General features: G+C 68.8%; 14 protein-coding genes and 1 tRNA gene. 7 read left to right on the top strand and 8 right to left on the bottom strand.

What is annotated here, in order from left to right; all coding sequences use genetic code 11:
- From Q0599_RS01965 to Q0599_RS01980, 4 genes are all read left to right on the top strand, one after another.
- Positions 1-1461 (top strand): leucyl aminopeptidase, encoded by a 1461-nt coding sequence (locus Q0599_RS01965; RefSeq protein WP_298824887.1) that lies wholly within the window; start codon positions 1-3, stop codon positions 1459-1461.
- A 22-nt stretch (positions 1462-1483) separates the two neighbouring features.
- On the top strand, positions 1484-1915 hold the full coding sequence (locus Q0599_RS01970; RefSeq protein ID WP_298824889.1) for a DNA polymerase III subunit chi: 432 nt from the start codon (positions 1484-1486) through the stop codon (positions 1913-1915).
- The gene (locus Q0599_RS01975; protein ID WP_298824892.1) at positions 1912-2289 is read left to right on the top strand and encodes a hypothetical protein; all 378 of its coding nucleotides are present in this window, start codon (positions 1912-1914) and stop codon (positions 2287-2289) included. The genes Q0599_RS01970 and Q0599_RS01975 overlap by 4 nt, the downstream gene beginning before the upstream one ends.
- A 152-nt stretch (positions 2290-2441) precedes the next feature.
- Positions 2442-3581 carry a branched-chain amino acid ABC transporter substrate-binding protein gene (locus Q0599_RS01980; protein WP_298824895.1) on the top strand — a complete coding sequence of 380 codons (1140 nt, stop codon included), beginning with the start codon at positions 2442-2444 and terminating at the stop codon, positions 3579-3581.
- Positions 3582-3644: 63 nt separating this feature from the next.
- On the opposite strand, the gene malQ is transcribed toward Q0599_RS01980, so the two are convergent.
- Genes malQ through Q0599_RS02000 form a run of 4 tightly spaced genes read right to left on the bottom strand, consistent with a single transcriptional unit; the run spans position 3645 to position 11896 of the window.
- Complete coding sequence (gene malQ / locus Q0599_RS01985; protein WP_298824898.1) at positions 3645-5153, bottom strand: 4-alpha-glucanotransferase; 1509 nt, start codon at positions 5151-5153, stop codon at positions 3645-3647.
- Between the two features lie 15 nt (positions 5154-5168).
- Positions 5169-7235, bottom strand: coding sequence for a glycogen debranching protein GlgX (gene glgX, locus Q0599_RS01990; RefSeq protein WP_298824900.1), 2067 nt, complete (start codon positions 7233-7235; stop codon positions 5169-5171).
- Position 7236: 1 nt separating this feature from the next.
- Complete coding sequence (gene glgB, locus Q0599_RS01995; RefSeq protein WP_298824903.1) at positions 7237-9420, bottom strand: 1,4-alpha-glucan branching protein GlgB; 2184 nt, start codon at positions 9418-9420, stop codon at positions 7237-7239.
- 49 nt (positions 9421-9469) lie between these two features.
- Entirely contained in the window at positions 9470-11896 is a 2427-nt protein-coding gene (locus Q0599_RS02000) for a glycogen/starch/alpha-glucan phosphorylase (RefSeq protein ID WP_298824906.1), read from the bottom strand.
- Between the two features lie 380 nt (positions 11897-12276).
- Between Q0599_RS02000 and glgC the strand changes: the two genes are divergently transcribed.
- The 3 genes from glgC to Q0599_RS02015 all read left to right on the top strand — a co-directional run bounded on the left by glgC (position 12277) and on the right by Q0599_RS02015 (position 15348).
- Positions 12277-13548, top strand: coding sequence for a glucose-1-phosphate adenylyltransferase (glgC, locus tag Q0599_RS02005; RefSeq protein ID WP_298824909.1), 1272 nt, complete (start codon positions 12277-12279; stop codon positions 13546-13548).
- 3 nt (positions 13549-13551) lie between these two features.
- A complete protein-coding gene (gene glgA, locus Q0599_RS02010; protein WP_298824912.1) occupies positions 13552-15009 on the top strand; it encodes a glycogen synthase GlgA in 1458 nt (485 codons plus the stop codon).
- Between the two features lie 81 nt (positions 15010-15090).
- A complete protein-coding gene (locus Q0599_RS02015; protein ID WP_298824915.1) occupies positions 15091-15348 on the top strand; it encodes a hypothetical protein in 258 nt (85 codons plus the stop codon).
- Between the two features lie 10 nt (positions 15349-15358).
- Here the strand turns inward: Q0599_RS02015 and Q0599_RS02020 are convergent, their stop codons facing one another.
- The 4 genes from Q0599_RS02020 to Q0599_RS02035 form a co-directional block, all read right to left on the bottom strand.
- Positions 15359-15682, bottom strand: coding sequence for a hypothetical protein (locus tag Q0599_RS02020; protein WP_298824917.1), 324 nt, complete (start codon positions 15680-15682; stop codon positions 15359-15361).
- 97 nt (positions 15683-15779) lie between these two features.
- Entirely contained in the window at positions 15780-16397 is a 618-nt protein-coding gene (locus Q0599_RS02025; RefSeq protein WP_298824920.1) for a hypothetical protein, read from the bottom strand.
- On the bottom strand, positions 16394-17065 hold the full coding sequence (locus Q0599_RS02030; RefSeq protein WP_298824921.1) for an SOS response-associated peptidase: 672 nt from the start codon (positions 17063-17065) through the stop codon (positions 16394-16396). The genes Q0599_RS02025 and Q0599_RS02030 overlap by 4 nt, the downstream gene beginning before the upstream one ends.
- A 33-nt stretch (positions 17066-17098) precedes the next feature.
- Positions 17099-17189 (bottom strand) — tRNA-Ser (locus Q0599_RS02035).
- Between the last annotated feature and the right edge of the window lie 13 nt (positions 17190-17202).

Below are 17202 nucleotides of genomic sequence, written 5' to 3' on the forward strand. Positions count from 1 at the left end.
ATGGACTTTCGTCAGCAGAATGCGTCTCTGGACGCAGTGGGTTCGGTGGCTTGCGACGCGCTGCTGGTGGTCGTGGCCGGAGAGAAGGCGGATGCGTCCCTGGACGGATCGCTCAAGCGCGCGCTCGACGACGCCGTCGCCCACGGCGACTTCGAGCTCAAGCGTGGCAAGACGATCTACCTGCATCGGCCGCCGGGCGTGAAGGCGACGCGCGTCGTGTTCGCCGCCTGCGGCGCGGCCACGCTCAAGTCGATCAAGGCGGCCTTCGCCGCAGGCGTTGCCGCGCTGAAGGGCGGCGGCGCCAAGCACCTGGCGGTGGCGCTCTCTGGCGCCGGAGAACTGGGTGCCGAACACGCCGAGGCGCTGGTTGCCGCCGCAGGCGATGCCACCTACGTGTACCGTCACACCAAGCCCAGCGCCCCGGCGGCCAGTGCGCTGGCGCGTATCACCCTGCTGTGCGAGAAGTCCTCGGCGAAGCCGGTGGCACAGGGTCTGGCGCGCGGCCAGGCGATCGCCGCCGGCGTGACGCTGGCGCGAGAGTTCGCCAACCGACCGGGCAACCACTGCACGCCGACCTTCCTCGGCGATCAGGTGAAGAAGCTCGGCAAGGAGTTCGGCCTGAAGGTCGACGTGCTCGACCGCAAGGCGATCGAGAAGCTCGGCATGGGCGCCTTCCTCGCCGTGGCGCAGGGTTCGGCCGAGCATCCGCGCTTCGTCGTCGCGCAGTACCAGGGCGCGCCGAAGGCGCAGGCCCCCGTCGTTCTCGTGGGCAAGGGCATCACCTTCGACACCGGCGGCATCTCGATCAAGCCGGCCGCCGAGATGGACGAGATGAAGTTCGACATGGGCGGCGCCGCCAGCGTGATCGGCACGCTGCGTGCCGTGGCCGAACTCAAGCCGAAGCTCAACCTCGTCGTCGTCGTGCCGACCTGCGAGAACATGCCCGGCGACCAGGCGATCAAGCCCGGCGACGTCGTCACCAGCATGTCCGGCCAGACGATCGAGATCCTCAACACCGACGCCGAGGGCCGGCTGATCCTGTGCGACGCACTGACCTACGCGGAGCGCTTCAAGCCCGCTTGCGTGATCGACGTGGCGACCCTGACCGGTGCCTGCGTGGTGGCGCTGGGCCACCACCACTCGGGACTCTTCACCGCCGACGACAGCCTCGCCGAGCAGTTGCTCGCCGCCAGCCGGGCTGCGCTGGACCCTTGCTGGCGCATGCCGCTGGACGAGGAGTACGACGAGGCGCTGAAGAGCAACTTCGCCGACATGGGCAACGTCGGTGGTCGCGCCGGCGGTGCGATCACCGCGGCCATGTTCCTGCGCAAGTTCACCGGCAAGTTCCGCTGGGCGCACCTGGACATCGCCGGCACGGCCTGGAAGTCCGGTGCTGCCAAGGGCGCCACCGGCCGTCCCGTGCCGCTGCTGACGCACTTCGTGCTCGCGCAGGCTGCCTGAGACGCGGCACGCGAGGCCAGCGATGACCCGGGTCAGCTTCCACTTCAACGTGCCGCACCGGATGGGCTATGCGTGCCGGCTGTTGCGCAAGGCGACCCGACAGAACGCGCGCGTGGCGGTCGCCGCAGCTCCCGCCGTGCTGGCCGAGCTCGATCGCACGCTGTGGAGCTTCGAGGCCACCGAGTTCGTGCCGCACGTGCTGCTGCGCGAGGGGGAGACCTTGCCCGAGCGGCTGCGCGACACGCCGGTGTGCCTGCTGCCTTCCCTTGGCGGTGCGCCGCACCACGACGTGCTGCTCAATCTGGGCGCCGAGCCGCCGGCGGGCTTCGAGAGCTTCCAGCGGCTGGTCGAGATCGTCTCCGTGGACGAGGCCGACCGTGCGGCGGCCCGTGCACGCTGGAAGCACTACGCGTCGAGGGGTTATCAGATCGAGAAGCACGAGGTCGACGAATGAGCACGCGCCCCGCGCCGCCGGGACGCGTGCCCACCTTGACCGAGGTGGTGCGCATTCCCGAAACGGGCGCGGCAGCGGGCACGCCTGCGTCATCGACGGCCATCGCGCGCCCCGAGCCGGCGCCGCTGCAGAACCTGCCCCGAAAGCCGGCGGGCAGCCCCGACGAAGAGGAACTGACCGAGCGCGTGCTGGCCGATCTGCAGCGGCAGATCGACCTGATGCTCGAGGTGAAACTGCGCGAGGTGCTCACCCCGGCGCTCACGCGCGCCACCGATGCGCTGATGCGCGAGGCGCGCAACGAGCTGGCATCGACCTTGCGTGACGTGGTGTCTCGCATCGTCGCTCAGGAACTGGCCCGTCATCGCGGACGCTGACCCGCGCGTTGTGGAGTCAGCCGCGGGGGCGGATCGCAGGTTTCCCCTGAGGCTGCCGTATAGAGACGGCGTTTTTTTTGGAGTATCGTCTCGGCCGTTGAGAAAAACCCTCTCTTCCGAACGCTCTCAACATTCCAACCGGAGGTTATTGCATGCAAGTCAAATTCAATGCCGTGGTGGCTGCGGCTGCTCTGCTCACCGCAGGTGCTGCGTCGGCTCAGGACTTGGTCGTCAAGATCGGCCACGTCGGCCCCACCAGCGGTGGCATCGCCCACCTTGGCAAGGACAACGAGATGGGCGCGCGCATGGCCATCGACGAACTGAACGCCAAGGGCGTGACGATCGGCGGCAAGAAGGCCAAGTTCGAGCTGCTCGCCGAAGACGATGCAGCCGACCCGAAGCAGGGCACCGCCGTCGCCCAGAAGCTGGTCGACTCCAAGGTCAACGGTGTCGTCGGCCACCTGAACTCGGGCACGACCATCCCGGCCTCCAAGATCTACTACGACGCCGGCATCGTGCAGATCTCGCCGTCGGCGACCAACCCCAAGTACACCCGCAACGGCTACAAGACAGCGTTTCGCCTCGTGGCCGATGACGTGCACCTCGGTGGCACGCTGGGCCGCTATGCGGTGAACACGCTGAAGGGCAAGTCGATCGCCGTGATCGACGACCGCACCGCCTACGGCCAGGGCGTGGCCGAGGAGTTCGCCAAGGCCGTGAAGGCGTCGGGCGGTGCCATCGCCGAGCAGCAGTTCACCACCGACAAGGCGACCGACTTCACCGCCATCCTGACCGCCATCAAGGCGAAGAATCCCGATGTGGTCTTCTACGGCGGCATGGACGCTGTGGCCGGCCCGATGATCCGCCAGATGAAGCAGCTCGGCATCAACGCCAAGTTCATGGGTGGCGACGGCATCTGCTCGGGCGAGCTGCCCAAGCTGGCCGCCGGCTCGATGGCCGACAGCCAGGTGATCTGCGCGGAGGCCGGCGGCGTCGAGGGTGAGCAGAAGGCCGGCATGGAGAAGTTCAAGGCCGACTTCAAGAAGAAGTTCAACGCCGACGTGCAGATCTATGCGCCGTACGTCTATGACGCGGTGATGGTGATGGCCGACTCGATGGTCAAGGCCGGTTCGGCCGAGCCGGCCAAGTACCTGCCGGTGCTGGCCAAGGCCAACTACAAGGGCGTGACCGGCACGATCGCCTTCGACGAGAAGGGCGACATCAAGAATGGCGCGCTGACCCTGTTCACCTACAAGGGCGGCAAGCGCGAGCAGATCGCCGTGGTGCGCTGATACGCGACCTCGGTCCGATCGCAACGGGGCGCTTTCGCGCCCCGTTCTTCATGGCGGCCCGCCTCAGCCCTGCAAGGGCGTGCCGTCGCGGCGGAACAGCCGCACGAGGTGCGCGAGCCGCTGCGCATGTTCGGGGCGCACCTGCTCCCACGTGAAGCGCCACTGCCAGTAGCCTTCGCCGCGGCCGGGCAGGTTCATGCGGTGCTCGCCAGGCAGGCCCAGCACGTCCTGCATCGGGTGCACGACGGTGTCGGCCACGCTGGCGCAGGCGGCGCGGATCAGGTCCCAGTGGATCTCGACACCGCTGCTGCCCAGGTAGTCGAGCACGTGTCGGCGCTGCGGCTCCGTCAAGCAGGCCCACCAGCCGAGCGCGGTGTCGTTGTCGTGCGTGCCGACGTAGACCACCGAGTCGACGTCGTGGTTGTGCGGCAGATAGGCGTTGCCGCTGCCGCCGTCGAAGGCGAACTGCAGGATGCGCATGCCGGGGAAGGCGAATTTCTTGCGCAGCGCCACCACGTCCGGCGTGATCACGCCGAGGTCCTCGGCAACGATGGGCAGCGGCCCCAATTCCCGCGCGATGGCCTTGAACAGCGCCTCGCCCGGACCGGGCTGCCAGCGGCCGTGAATCGCGGTGGCCTCGTGGGCGGGGATCTCCCAGTAGCCGGCAAAGCCGCGGAAGTGGTCGATGCGCACGATGTCGACCAGCTCGAAGCTGCGTCGGATGCGCTGCACCCACCAGGCGTAGCCTTCCTTGGCATGCGCCTTCCAGCGGTACAGCGGGTTGCCCCAGCGCTGGCCAGTCTCGCTGAAGGCGTCGGGGGGCACGCCGGCCACGGCCGTGGGCTTGCCCCGGGCGTCGAGCTCGAACAGCTCGCGCCGCGCCCACACCTCGGCGCTCTGGTAGGCGATGAAGATCGGTGCGTCGCCGATGATCTCGATACCCTTGCCGTTGGCGTAGGCCTTCAGCGCCAGCCATTGCCGGAAGAAGCACCACTGGCAGAAGGTCCAGAACGCGACGCGCTCGGCATGCGTCTGGCGCGCGGCGGCCAGCGCGGCCGGCTCGCGCGCCGCCAGCGGCGCATCCCAGTCGCTCCAGTCTCGCCAGCCATGAAGCTCGGCCAGCGTCATGAACAGCGCGTAGTCGGGCAGCCAGTCGGCGTGGCGCTCGCAAAAGGCCTGCAGATCGGCGTGCTCCTCGGCCGACGCGATCGCGGCGAAGCGCCGCGAGGCCCGCTCGAGCCGGTCCATGCGGAAGGGCACCACGGCGGAGAAGTCCAGCCGATGTTCCTGCATGCCTGCCGGCGGCTCCACCTCGCCCGCGCTGAGCCAACCGCGGCGGTGCAGTTCGGCAAGGTCGATCAGCAGCACGTTGCCGGCGAAGGCCGAGGTGCTCATGTAGGGCGAGTTGCCCGGACCGATGCCGCCCAGCGGCAGGATCTGCCACAGCTTCTGTCCCGCCGTGCCCAGCCAATCCACGAAGTGATGGGCGGCGGCGCCAAAGTCGCCCGAGCCGTGCGGCCCGGGCAGGGAGGTGGGGTGCAGCAGCACGCCGCTGGCGCGGGGGAATCGCATCGGAAGATCCTCTGACTACAGATCGAGTTCGTGCCCCAGGCCCGCGAACACCACCATGGCTCGGCCGGCAAGCGGGTAGAGCACCTCGCCCGGGCCCTGCCAGTGTGTCTCGCCGCGTGCCTGCGCGCTGTCGAACACCGCCTGCCAGGCACCGCCCGGCAGCATGAAGTCGATGTCGCCGGCATCGCCGTTGACGAGCAACAGCAGCGGCGTGCGGCCAAGGCCGGGGCGGCCGATCAGGCAGCCGAACACGCGGCCGTCGGGGCGCCGCCACTCCTCGCCGTGCAACTCGCTGCCATCGACGCGAAGCCAAGTCACGTCCTGCAGGCCGAGGCGGTCGGGGAGGCCGTCGTACCAACGGTTGGCGAAGGGCAGGGCCTGCCGGCGCAGCGACAGCAGCCGGGCGGTGAAGGCGATCAGGTCCTCGTCGGCGCGCGACCAGTCCAGCCAGGAGGTCACGTTGTCCTGGCAATAGGCGTTGTTGTTGCCGCCCTGGCTGCGGCCGAATTCGTCGCCGGCGCACAGCATGGGCGTGCCCTGCGACAGCAGCGTGCTGGCCAGCAGCGCCCGCGCCACGCGGCCACGCACGGACCGGATGGCGGCATCGTCGGTCGGACCCTCGACCCCGAAGTGGGCGCTGTGGTTGTGGCCGTGGCCGTCGCGGTTGTGCTCGCCGTTGGCCTCGTTGTGCTTGTGCGCAAAGCTGACCAGGTCGGCCAGCGTGAAGCCGTCGTGCGAGACGACGTAGTTGACCGACTCGGCCGGTGCCCGGTGACGAGGCTGGAAGATGTCCGACGAGGCGGCGAGCCGCTGCGCGAAGTCGCCTCGCGTGTGGCTGCCCTCGATCCAGAAGGCACGCATGGTGTCGCGGAAGCGATCGTTCCACTCCAGCCAGCCGCCGGGAAAGCCGCCGAGCTGGTAGCCGCCGGGGCCGATGTCCCAGGGCTCGGCGATCATCTTCAGGCGCGACAGCAGCGGGTCCTGCGCCAGCGCGGTGAAGAACGGTGCATGGCGGTCGAAGCCGTGATCGCCGCGGCCGAGCACCGGCGCCAGGTCAAAGCGGAAGCCGTCGACGTGCATCTCGCCGGCCCAGAAGCGCAGGCTGTCGAGCACCATCTGCAGCACGCGCGGCTGGCGGAGGTCCAGCGTGTTGCCGCAGCCGCTGTGGTTCTCGTACCGCTCCCTCTGGTCGTGCGGCAGCCGATAGTAGCTCGCGTTGTCGAGGCCGCGGAAGCTGATCGTCGGGCCGTGCTCGTCGGCCTCGGCAGTGTGGTTGTAGACCACGTCGAGAATGACCTCGAGTCCATGGGCGTGCAGCTTCGCGACCATGGCACGGAATTCGTCGCGCACCGACAAGCCGTCCGCCCCGCTGGCCAGCCGCGCGTCGGGGCAGAAGAAGCCGATGCTGTTGTAGCCCCAGTAATTGGACAGGCCGAGTCCGACGAGGCGGCGCTCGTCGATGCGCTGATGCACCGGCAGCAGGCACAGCGCGGTGACGCCGAGGCGCTTGAAGTGCGCGATCGCCGCATCCGATGCCAGACCGGCGTAGCTGCCGCGCAGCGCCTCGGGCACGCCCGGGTGGCGCTGGGTGAAGCCCTTGACGTGCAGTTCGTAGAGCACGGTGCGCTCCAACGGCGTGTGCGGGTGGCGATCGCCGCGCCAGTCGTGGCGGGGGTCGACGACGCGTGCCTTCAGCGCGCACGTGGCGTTGTCGCGCATGTCCATGTGCGTGCCATGCCGCGCGTCGGCGCCGTAATGCTCGGCACGCCATTCGAAGCGGCCCACGATCTCGCGCGCGTAGGGATCGAGCAGCAGCTTGTGCGGATTGAATCGGTGGCCGCGCTCCGGGCGCCACGGGCCGTGGGCGCGCAGCCCGTAGACCAGGCCGGGGCCGGCGCCGCGCAGGTAGCCGTGCCAGACGTCCTGGGTACGCGCGGGCAGGGGCAGACGCTTGAGCTCCTGCCGCCCGCCGTCGTCGAAGACGCACAGGTCGACGCGCTGCGCATGCGCCGAGAAGACGGCGACGTTGACGCCGTGGCCGTCCCAATGGGCGCCGAGCGGCCAGGGGTGACCGTTTTCCATCTCAGGCGTCGCGCGCGAGGAAGACGGTGGCCAGGGGTGGCAGGTCGAGCATGAGCGATTGCGCGCGCCCGTGGCAGGGCACGGCCTCCGCATCGGCGGCGCCGTACGGACTGCCGACGTTGCTGCCACCGTAATGCTCCGAGTCGGTGTTCAAGCGCTCGCGCCAGGTGCCGGCGGCCGGCACGCCGAGGCGATAGCCCCGCTGCACCGTCGGCGTGAAGTTGCACACCACGACCACCTCGGAGCGGCCGTCGCGGCTGCGGCGCACGAAGCCGAGCACCGAGCGCTGCGCATCGTCGTGGGTGATCCACTCGAAGCCGGCGCCATCGAAGTCGCAGTCGTACAAGGCCGGCGTGGCGCGGTAGTAGCGGTTGAGGTCGTGAATGAGTCGATGCACGCCGGCATGCGCGCGGTCGCCGAGCAGGTGCCAGTCGAGGCTCTGGTCATGGTTCCACTCGCGCTCCTGGGCGAATTCGCCGCCCATGAACAGCAGCTTCTTGCCCGGGTGGCCGAACATGAAGCCGAAGTAGGCACGCAGGTTGGCGAACTTCTGCCAGCGGTCGCCCGGCATCTTGCCCAGCAGCGAGCCCTTGCCGTGCACCACCTCGTCATGCGACAGCGGCAGCACGAAGTTCTCGTTGAAGGCGTAGACCAGGCCGAAGGTCATCTCGCCGTGGTGGAACTGGCGATGGACGGGGTCTCGCGCCATGTACTTCAGCGTGTCGTGCATCCAGCCCATGTTCCACTTGTAGTGGAAGCCCAGCCCGCCGAGGTAGGTGGGGCGAGACACCGCCGGGAACGCAGTCGACTCCTCGGCCAATGTCACCGCCTGCGGACGCTCGGCGCCGACGACCTCGTTGACGCGCTTGAGGAAGGCGATCGCCTCGAGGTTCTCGCGCCCGCCGTGCACGTTGGGCACCCACTCCCCCGGCCGGCGCGAGTAGTCGCGGTAGAGCATCGAGGCCACCGCGTCGACGCGCAACCCGTCGACGTCGAAGCGCTCCAGCCAGTACAGCGCATTGCCGACGAGGAAGTTGCTTACCTCGGTGCGGCCGAGGTTGTAGATCAGCGTGTTCCAGTCCTGGTGGAAGCCTTCGCGCGGGTCGGCGTATTCGTACAGGTGGGTGCCGTCGAAGCGGCCCAGGCCGTGCGTGTCGGACGGGAAGTGCGCCGGCACCCAGTCCAGGATCAGGCCCAGGCCTTCGGCGTGGCAGCGCTCGGCGAAGCGGCGGAAGCCGTTCGGGTCGCCGAAGCGGGAGGTCGGTGCGTACAGTCCGATCGGCTGGTAGCCCCAAGAGCCGTCGAAGGGGTGTTCGGACACCGGCAGCAGTTCGAGGTGGGTGAAGCCCATCTCGCGCGCATAGGGCACCAGCGTGGCGGCGAGCTCGTCCCAGTTCAGCCAGCGATTGCCTTCCTCGGGCTTGCGCCGCCACGAGCCGAGGTGCACCTCGTAGATGCTGATCGGCGCGTCCAGCGCATTGGCCTGGCGGCGCGCCTCGGAGGGCGGCGCCGCCGGCGGCATCTGCGCCACCACGCTGGCCGTGGCCGGACGCAGTTCGGACTGCAGCGCGTAGGGGTCGGCCTTGAGCGGCAGCAACTCGCCGTCGCGGGCGACGATCTCGTACTTGTAGCGCGCGCCCGCGCCCACGCCGGGCAGGAAGATCTCCCACACGCCGCACTCGCGACGCAGACGCATCGGGTGGCGGCGGCCGTCCCACAGGTTGAAGTCGCCGACCACGCTGACGCGCGACGCGTTAGGCGCCCACACGGCGAAGGACGTTCCGTGCACCCCGCCGAATTCACGCTGCGTCGCGCCAAGCACCTCGTAGGGACGCAGGTGCGTGCCCTCGCTCATCAGCCAGACGTCGAGTTCACCCAGCACCGGCGGGAAGCGGTACGGATCGTCGATGGTCGAGGTGTTGCCGTCGGTCCAGCGCACCTGCAGCCGATAGCCGGACGTCGGCATGATGTCCAGCGGAGCCTCGAACAGCCCGTCCACATGCACCAGCAGCAGCGGCGCGAGCGTTGCACCGCCGTCGGCCTCCACCGCCACCGCGTGCGTCGCGCCAGGCAGGAAGGCGCGCAGCCACAGCCGGCCATCGGCGCCGGCATGCGGGCCCAGCACGGAGAACGGGTCGCCGTGCCGGGCAAGGCGTATCAGTTCGATCTCTTGGTCGTTCAGCATCTTGACGGCAGCCTCGGTGGACTGCGTCGATGGTAGCAATCGCCGTGCTTCAGGGCGCCGGCGTCATGCCCCAGATCTGCTGCGCGTACTCGCGGATCGTGCGGTCGGAGGAGAACGCGCCCATGCCGGCCACGTTGGCGATCGCCCGCGAGGCCCATTCGCCAGCCTGGCGATAGAGCGCGTCGACGCGCAGCTGCGTCTCCACATAGGGGCCGAAATCGGCCAGCAGGAGGTAGTGGTCGCCGCCCCACAGCAGCGAGTCGGCCAGGCCGCGGTAGCGTCCTGGCTCCTCCGGCGAGAACTGGCCGCCGGCGATCGCGTCGAGCACGTGCCTCAATTGCGGGTTGCTCTCGTAGTAGCGCATCGGCTGGTACCCGCCGGCGCGCAGCGACAGCACCTCGGGCGTCTTCAGGCCGAAGATGAAGATGTTGTCGTCGCCCACGTGCTGGCGAATCTCGATGTTCGCGCCGTCATCGGTGCCGATGGTCAGCGCGCCGTTGAGCGCCAGCTTCATGTTGCCGGTACCCGAGGCCTCGGTGCCGGCCGTGGAGATCTGCTCGGACAGGTCGGCGCCGGGCATGACCACCTCGGCGACCGAGACGCCGTAGTTCGGCACGAAGACCACCTTCAGCAACCCGGCGACGCGCGGATCGTGGTTGACCACGTGGCCGACGTCGTGGATCAGGCGGATGATGCTCTTCGCCATCGCGTAGGACGACGCTGCCTTGCCGGCGAAGATTACCGTGCGCGGCACCCAGCCGGCGTTCGGGTGGGCGAGGATGGCCTGGTAGCGTGCCACCACGTGCAGCACGTTGAGCAACTGGCGCTTGTACTCGTGGATGCGCTTGACTTGCACGTCGAACAGGCTGGCCGGGTCGACGGCGATGCCGGTGACGCGCGCAATGTGCTCTGCCAGCCGCGCCTTGTTGGCACGCTTGACGGCCATGAACTCGTCGCGGAAGGACGCATTGCCACGCTGGTCGCGCAGCGCCTGCAGCTGGTCGAGGTCGAGACGCCATTGCCGCCCTATGGTCCGGTCGAGCAGGCCGGCCAGCCCCGGGTTGGCCTGCGCCAGCCAGCGCCGCGGCGTGACGCCGTTGGTCATGTTGGTGAAGCGATCCGGCCACAGCGATGCGAAGTCGGCGAAGATCGTCTTGACCAGAAGGTCCGAGTGCAGCGCGGAGACGCCGTTCACTTTGTGGCTGCCCACGATCGACAGGTGCGCCATGCGCACTCGGCGTTCCCCGTTCTCGTCGATCAGCGAAAGGCGCGCCAGGAACCCGTGATCGCCGGGCCGGTGGTGCGAAGCGAACTCGAGGAACTCCTGGTTGATGCGGAAGATGATCTCCAGGTGGCGAGGCAGCACGTGCTGCATCAGCGCCACCGGCCAGGTCTCCAGCGCCTCGGGCATCAGCGTGTGGTTGGTGTAGGAGAAGACGCGCTGGGTGATGCACCAGGCTTTGTCCCAGGCCATGTCGTGCTCGTCGCACAGCACACGCATGAGCTCGGCCACGGCGATCGCCGGGTGCGTGTCGTTCAGGTGCATGGCCACCTGGTCGGCGAGGTTGGCGAGCGTGCCATGCTCCTCGAGGTGGCGATCGAGGATGTCCTGCACCGACGCAGCGACGAAGAAGTACTCCTGGCGCAGGCGCAATTCGCGGCCGGCCGGCGTGCTGTCGTTCGGATAGAGCACCCAGGAGATGTTCTCGTACTCGTTCTTCACGCCGGCGGCGCGCGCGTAATCGCCGGTGTTGAAGGCGTGCAGGTCGATGTGCGCCGGCGCCACGGCCTTCCACAGCCGCAGCGTGCTGACCTTGTCGGTACCGTGGCCAGGCACGACCATGTCGTGCGCTTTCGCGGCCACCTCGCCGCCATGCCGCCACACGGGCTTGTTGCCCTGATGCTCGACCCAGCCGCCGAAGCGCACCGGGTAGCTCACGCCCGAGCGAGGGAACTCCCAGGGCGTGCCATCGGCCAGCCAGGGGTCGGGGTATTCGACCTGGCAGCCGTTCTGGATCTCCTGCGCGAACATGCCGTACTCGTATCGGATGCCGTAGCCGAAGGAGGGCAGGCCGAGGGTGGCCATGGAGTCGAGGAAGCAGGCCGCGAGCCGACCGAGACCGCCGTTGCCGAGTGCCGCATCGGGCTCGCGCTCGGCCACCTCCTCCAGCTTGCGTGCGTGCGCCTGGGCGGCTTTGCCGGCACCTTCGACCAAGCCCAGTGCCGCCAGCGCGTTGCCCATGGTGCGGCCGATGAGGAATTCCATCGACAGGTAGTAGACGCGGCGGGCCTTCGCCTCGCGCTCGCGCGTCTGCGTGGCGACCCAGCGGCGCGACAGCTGCTCGCGCGCCACCTGGGCTATCGCCTGCATCAGCTCGGTGGAGGAGGCCTGCGCCGGGGTCACGCCCACGGTCTTCAGCAGGTGATCGTCGACGCCGCCGACGATGGCGACGGGAGAAAGCGGGTTCGTTTCCACTCGGGATCCTTTGTGGTGCGGCGGCGCTCATGGCGCCACCGGCCTTGCGGCGGGTGCGCAGTGTCCATGCCCGAATCAGGGGCGTCAACCGCGGGCAGATCGCAATTTTCGCGCCCACACCGGCCATCGGCGATGCCCGGTTACGGGCGATTCCACGGCACCGGAAAGGGCCCCCCGCCCTCGGCCCAGGCGCATGGCACGGGCCGCGCTTCGCAGTTACGCTGAAGTACGGTGAAACAACATCGACTCCATGCACTCGGGGGGCTGCGGGCGCACCGTCTGCCGGTCCGGTGCTGTTGCGCCGATGCCGAAATCATTGATCATCGGGGCGCGGGACCGCCGCGGCAGTCCACGCCCACAACGACAAAGGAGATGACCCCATGAGTCCGAACGATCTGGCGCTCAGCCTGGACCTGCCCAAGCGCAGTGTGGCCCTGGTGCTGGCCGGTGGCCGAGGCAGTCGGCTGAAGCACCTGACCGACCGGCGCGCCAAGCCGGCGGTCTACTTCGGCGGCAAGTTCCGCATCATCGACTTCGCGCTGTCCAATTGCCTGAACTCGGGGATCCGCCGCATCGGCGTGATCACGCAGTACAAGAGCCACAGCCTGATGCGCCACCTGCAGCGGGGCTGGGCGTTCCTGAAGAGCGAGATGAACGAATTCGTCGATCTGATGCCCGCGCAGCAGCGCGTCGACGAGGAGAGTTGGTACCGCGGCACGGCCGACGCCGTGTACCAGAACCAGGACATCCTGGCCAGCTACGGTGCCGACTACATCGTTGTCCTCGCCGGCGACCACGTCTACAAGATGAACTACGCGCTGATGTTGGCCGATCACGTGGCCAAGGGGCGCGACTGCACGGTCGGCTGCATCGAGGTGCCACGCGCCGAGGCCACCGGCTTCGGCGTGATGGCGGTGGACAAGAACAACCTCATCGTCGACTTCGTCGAGAAGCCGGCCGATCCTCCTGCCATGCCCGGCAAGCCGGATCGCGCGCTGGCCAGCATGGGCATCTACGTGTTCAACGCACGCTACCTCTACAGGGAACTGGAGCGGGACATCAACGACCCCAATTCGAGCCACGACTTCGGCAAGGACATCATTCCTCATGCGGTGCGCCAGGGCCAGGCGGTCGCCCATCCGTTCGACCTCAGCGCCGTCGGCACGCGGCACAACGAGGAGCCCTATTGGCGAGACGTCGGCACCATCGACGCCTATTGGGATGCCAACATCGACCTCACCGCCACCGACCCGCTGCTCAATCTGTACGACACCCGCTGGCCGATCTGGACCTACCAGCCGCAGCTGCCGCCGGCAAAGTTTGTGCACAACCAGGACGATCGGCGCGGCATGGCGATCGAGTCCATGGTCTCTGGCGGCTGCATCGTTTCGGGCCACGTGTTCCGTTCGGTGCTGTTTTCCAGCGTGCGCGTGCACTCCTTCGCCAGCGTGAACTGGGCGGTGCTGCTGCCCGGGGTGCAGGTCGGTCGCGGCGCGCGGCTGACGCGCGTGGTGGTCGACCGCGGTTGCGTCATTCCAGACGGCATGGCCATCGGCGAAGATGCCGCCAGCGACGCGGAGAATTTCTACCGCTCCGACAACGGCATCACGCTGGTCACCCGCGAGATGCTCGCCAAGCTCGAGGAACGCTGAACGATGAGAGTGCTGCATGCGGCGGCGGAGGTCTTTCCGCTGGTCAAGACGGGGGGGCTGGCCGACGTGGTGGGTGCGTTGCCGCAGGCCCTGGCCCGCGCCGGCGCCGACGTGCGGCTGGTGCTGCCCGGCTACCCGACCATCGTCGACGCGGTGCTGCACCAGAAGACGCTCGTCGAACTGGGGCCGCTGTTTGGTGCCGGTCGCGTCGCGCTGCGCCTTGGCACCATGCCCTACAGCCATGTGCCCGCGTACGTGGTCGACGCACCCTACCTGTACCGGCGCAGCGGCGGCCCCTACCAGGCCGGCGACGGCAGCGAATGGGCCGACAACCTGCAACGATTCGCGCTGCTGGGCTGGATGGCGGCCCACCTGGCCGCTGGCGAGATGGACCCCGACTGGGCACCCGACCTGCTCCACGGACACGACTGGCATGCCGGCATGGCGTGCGCCTACATGGCGGCCCACCCGGGCACGACGGCGCCTTCGGTGTTCACGGTGCACAACCTCGCCTTCCAGGGGCTGTTCCCGCCGCAGGACTTCGCCCAGCTGGGCCTGCCGCTGCGCTTCATGCAGTCGCACGGGGTGGAGTTCCACGGCCAGCTGTCGTTCATGAAGGCGGGCCTGAAGTACGCGCAGCGGGTCACCACGGTGAGCCCGACCTACGCGAACGAGATCGCCACGCATGAGCTCGGCTGCGGGCTCGACGGTGTGATCCGCAGCCGCGGGGCCGACGTCAGCGGCATCCTCAACGGTGTGGACGGCTCGGTGTGGAACCCCGCCGCCGACAGCAGCCTGGCCGCGCGCTACTCGCCGCAGGACCTGGCCGGCAAGGCGAGGAACAAGGCGGCGCTGCAGAAGGAAGTGGGCGTCGAGGCGAAGGTGGGGGCGCCGTTGTTCGGGGTGGTCAGCCGCCTGACGCCGCAGAAGGGGCTCGACCTGGTGCTGGCTGCCCTGCCGGCGCTGCTGCGCCAGGGTGCCCAGCTCGTGCTGCAGGGCACCGGTGACCCCGTGCTCGAAGCAGCCTTCACCGCGGCGGCGTTCTCGCACCCGTCGCAGGTGGCGGTGCGCATCGGGTACGACGAGAGCTTCGCGCACCGCCTGATCGCCGGCGCCGACGTGATCATGGTGCCCTCGCGCTTCGAGCCCTGCGGGTTGACGCAGTTGTATGGCTTGCGCTACGGCACGCTGCCGCTGGTGCGGCGCGTCGGCGGCCTGGTCGATACCGTGGTGGACGCCAGCGAGGAGGCGGTGCGCGAAGGACGCGCCACGGGATTCGCCTTCGACGCCTCGACGCCAGCGGCGCTGGAGGCCGCCATGCAGCGGGCCGTGCAGGCCTACGCGCAGCCGGAACTCTGGCGCCGCCTCATGGTGACGGCGATGGCGCAGGACTTCTCCTGGGACGGCGCGGCGGGCCACTACTTGGCGCTGTACCGTGCACTGGTGCCGGAGCGTCAATAGTTCACGGTCTGTGCCGACAGGTCGCAGCACCCCCCCGGGCACGGGCTGCGCAACGACGCGGGCGATTTCCACAATGCCCGCATGAGCAAAACCAGCAGCCGCTACAAGGACACCCAGGTCTTCGACTGGGAGGCCGAACCGCACGACGAGCGCCCGAGCGAGTTCGCGCAGAGCACCGGCTACCAGTTGCACTCCGGCTTCTGCGTCGCGCCGGTGACGAGCTCGAGACGCCACCGCAGCGGCGGTGGCAGTGGCCTCGTCCTGTGGTTGATGATCGGCGGCGTGTTGGGCCTGGGTGTGGCCGGGCTGTTCGGTCTGATGAGCCTCGTACGCGCCTGAACGGAGCGGCTCAAACCCACCATGCCGACAGCGCGGGCACGGAGCGCCTGAGGAAGGCCGTCGAGGGCGTCGGGGCCTTGAAGTAGCCCCGGTCGAGGTCGGCGCAGATGGCCGCGAACCAGGCCGAGCCGGTGCCGGCCGCATAAACGCGGATCTCCCCGGTGGAGCGGCGCCGCAGCGAGACGATGCCGCCGCCGAGCCCGAGCAACTGGCTGATGCCCGAGTGCGCATCCTCCTCGATGTCGAAGTCTCGAACTTCCAGTCCGCGGCAGGCGAGCAAGCGCTGCAGGGCCTGGATCTTGTCACCGCCGGTGTCGTGGATCATGCGTGCCATCGTCGTCGCTCCGTCTCGTTGCGCGGCCGGTGAGCCGATGCGACGGATTGTTCGCCTCGAGTGGGCGACGGCACATCCCCAAGGGGTGGGTGCGAAGCTAGGGGGACGAAGTGGCCCGTTGCCGTGCCAGATCGCGCGTGTACTGTGCCTCGAAGGCCCGCTTGGCGCGGATGTAGTGGTTGGCGCACTCCAGCGTGGCGGCGTCGGCGCAGCCCGGCGGCTTGCGGTAGCTGGCGGCGAAGGCCTGCTCCATGCGCTCGGCATCGCTCGCGGCGTTGCGCCGCGCCGCTTCGGCGAGGCGCTGCTCCTCGCGCAGCCGCTCGATGCGCAGGCGTTCCTCCTGCGCCGCCAGGCGCTGCCGATCGACCGCCTCACGCTGCTCGGCCTCGAGTTGCTGCTGGTTCTCGCGCGCGATGCGCTCGATCTCGGCCGCCGTAGCCCGGGCGTTCTCCTCGGCCGTGGCTCTGGCGCTCCAGCGCACGTACACCGCCGCGATCGCCGTGGCAACGAGCACGCCGATCATCACGGCAATGGCGAACTGCAGCGGCAGCGGCACGCTGATCGCCTCCCATCCGCGCTTGCGCTTGGGCACGTAGGGCATGCGCTTGAACGGCGTGGCGGCCGCCACCGCGACAGGCTTGGTCGGTTCGGTGCGCGGACCTGCATCGGCCGCATTCGGCTTGGTAGGGACGGCGTCGGGATCCTGCGCGGTCATTGGCGCGAGTCTACGGCGGCCGGAACGGCGTCGAACGCATAGTCCTCGGACAATCGCAACAAGCTGCGTGCATCGGAGATGGTGCCGTGCAGCCAGAGGTCGACATCCTCGAGTTCGAGCGGGATCACCGAACGCTTGTCCTGCCGATCGGGCGGCAGCTTCGGGTCGGGCTTGTGCATGCGGCGCATCAGCGGGTGGTGATCGGCATTGAGCGTGAGCATGGTGTAGCTCTCGACCAGTTCGCCGCTGGCGCGGTCGACCCAGGTGTTCCACAGACCGGCCAGACCCCAGGGCGCGCCGTCGGTGCGGCGGAACCGCCACCAGACGTTCCTGCCGCTCTCCCAGTTCGGCTCGTCGAACGACCAGGCCGGGATGATGCAGCGCTTGCCGTGCTTCCACGGGTCCTTGAAGGTGGCCTTGTCGGCGAGTTCCTCGCTGCGCGCATTGCAGGTGGAGTAGGTCAGCCTGGGCGTCTTGGCGAACCAGGGCACCAGTCCCCATTGGCCGACCACCAGTTCACGCGCAGGCTCGCTGCAGTCACGCGCCGCGCGGATGAAGGCGCCTGGGCGCTGCGGGAAGATCTCGCCGCCTTGCCACGGCGTGTCGCGACCCAGGTGCCAGGCCCGCTCGATCGCGGCGGCTTCGGGAGAGACGTAGCGGGTGCACATGCGGCCGAAGTGTCAGCCGGCGACGGACAGCGGTGGCGGAGAGAGCGGGATTCGAACCCGCGGTGGGCTGTTAACCCACACACGCTTTCCAGGCGTGCGACTTAAACCACTCATCCATCTCTCCGGAACCCGCGAGT

This window comes from uncultured Piscinibacter sp. (assembly GCF_937952055.1).
Classification (GTDB): Bacteria; Pseudomonadota; Gammaproteobacteria; order Burkholderiales; family Burkholderiaceae_C; genus Piscinibacter.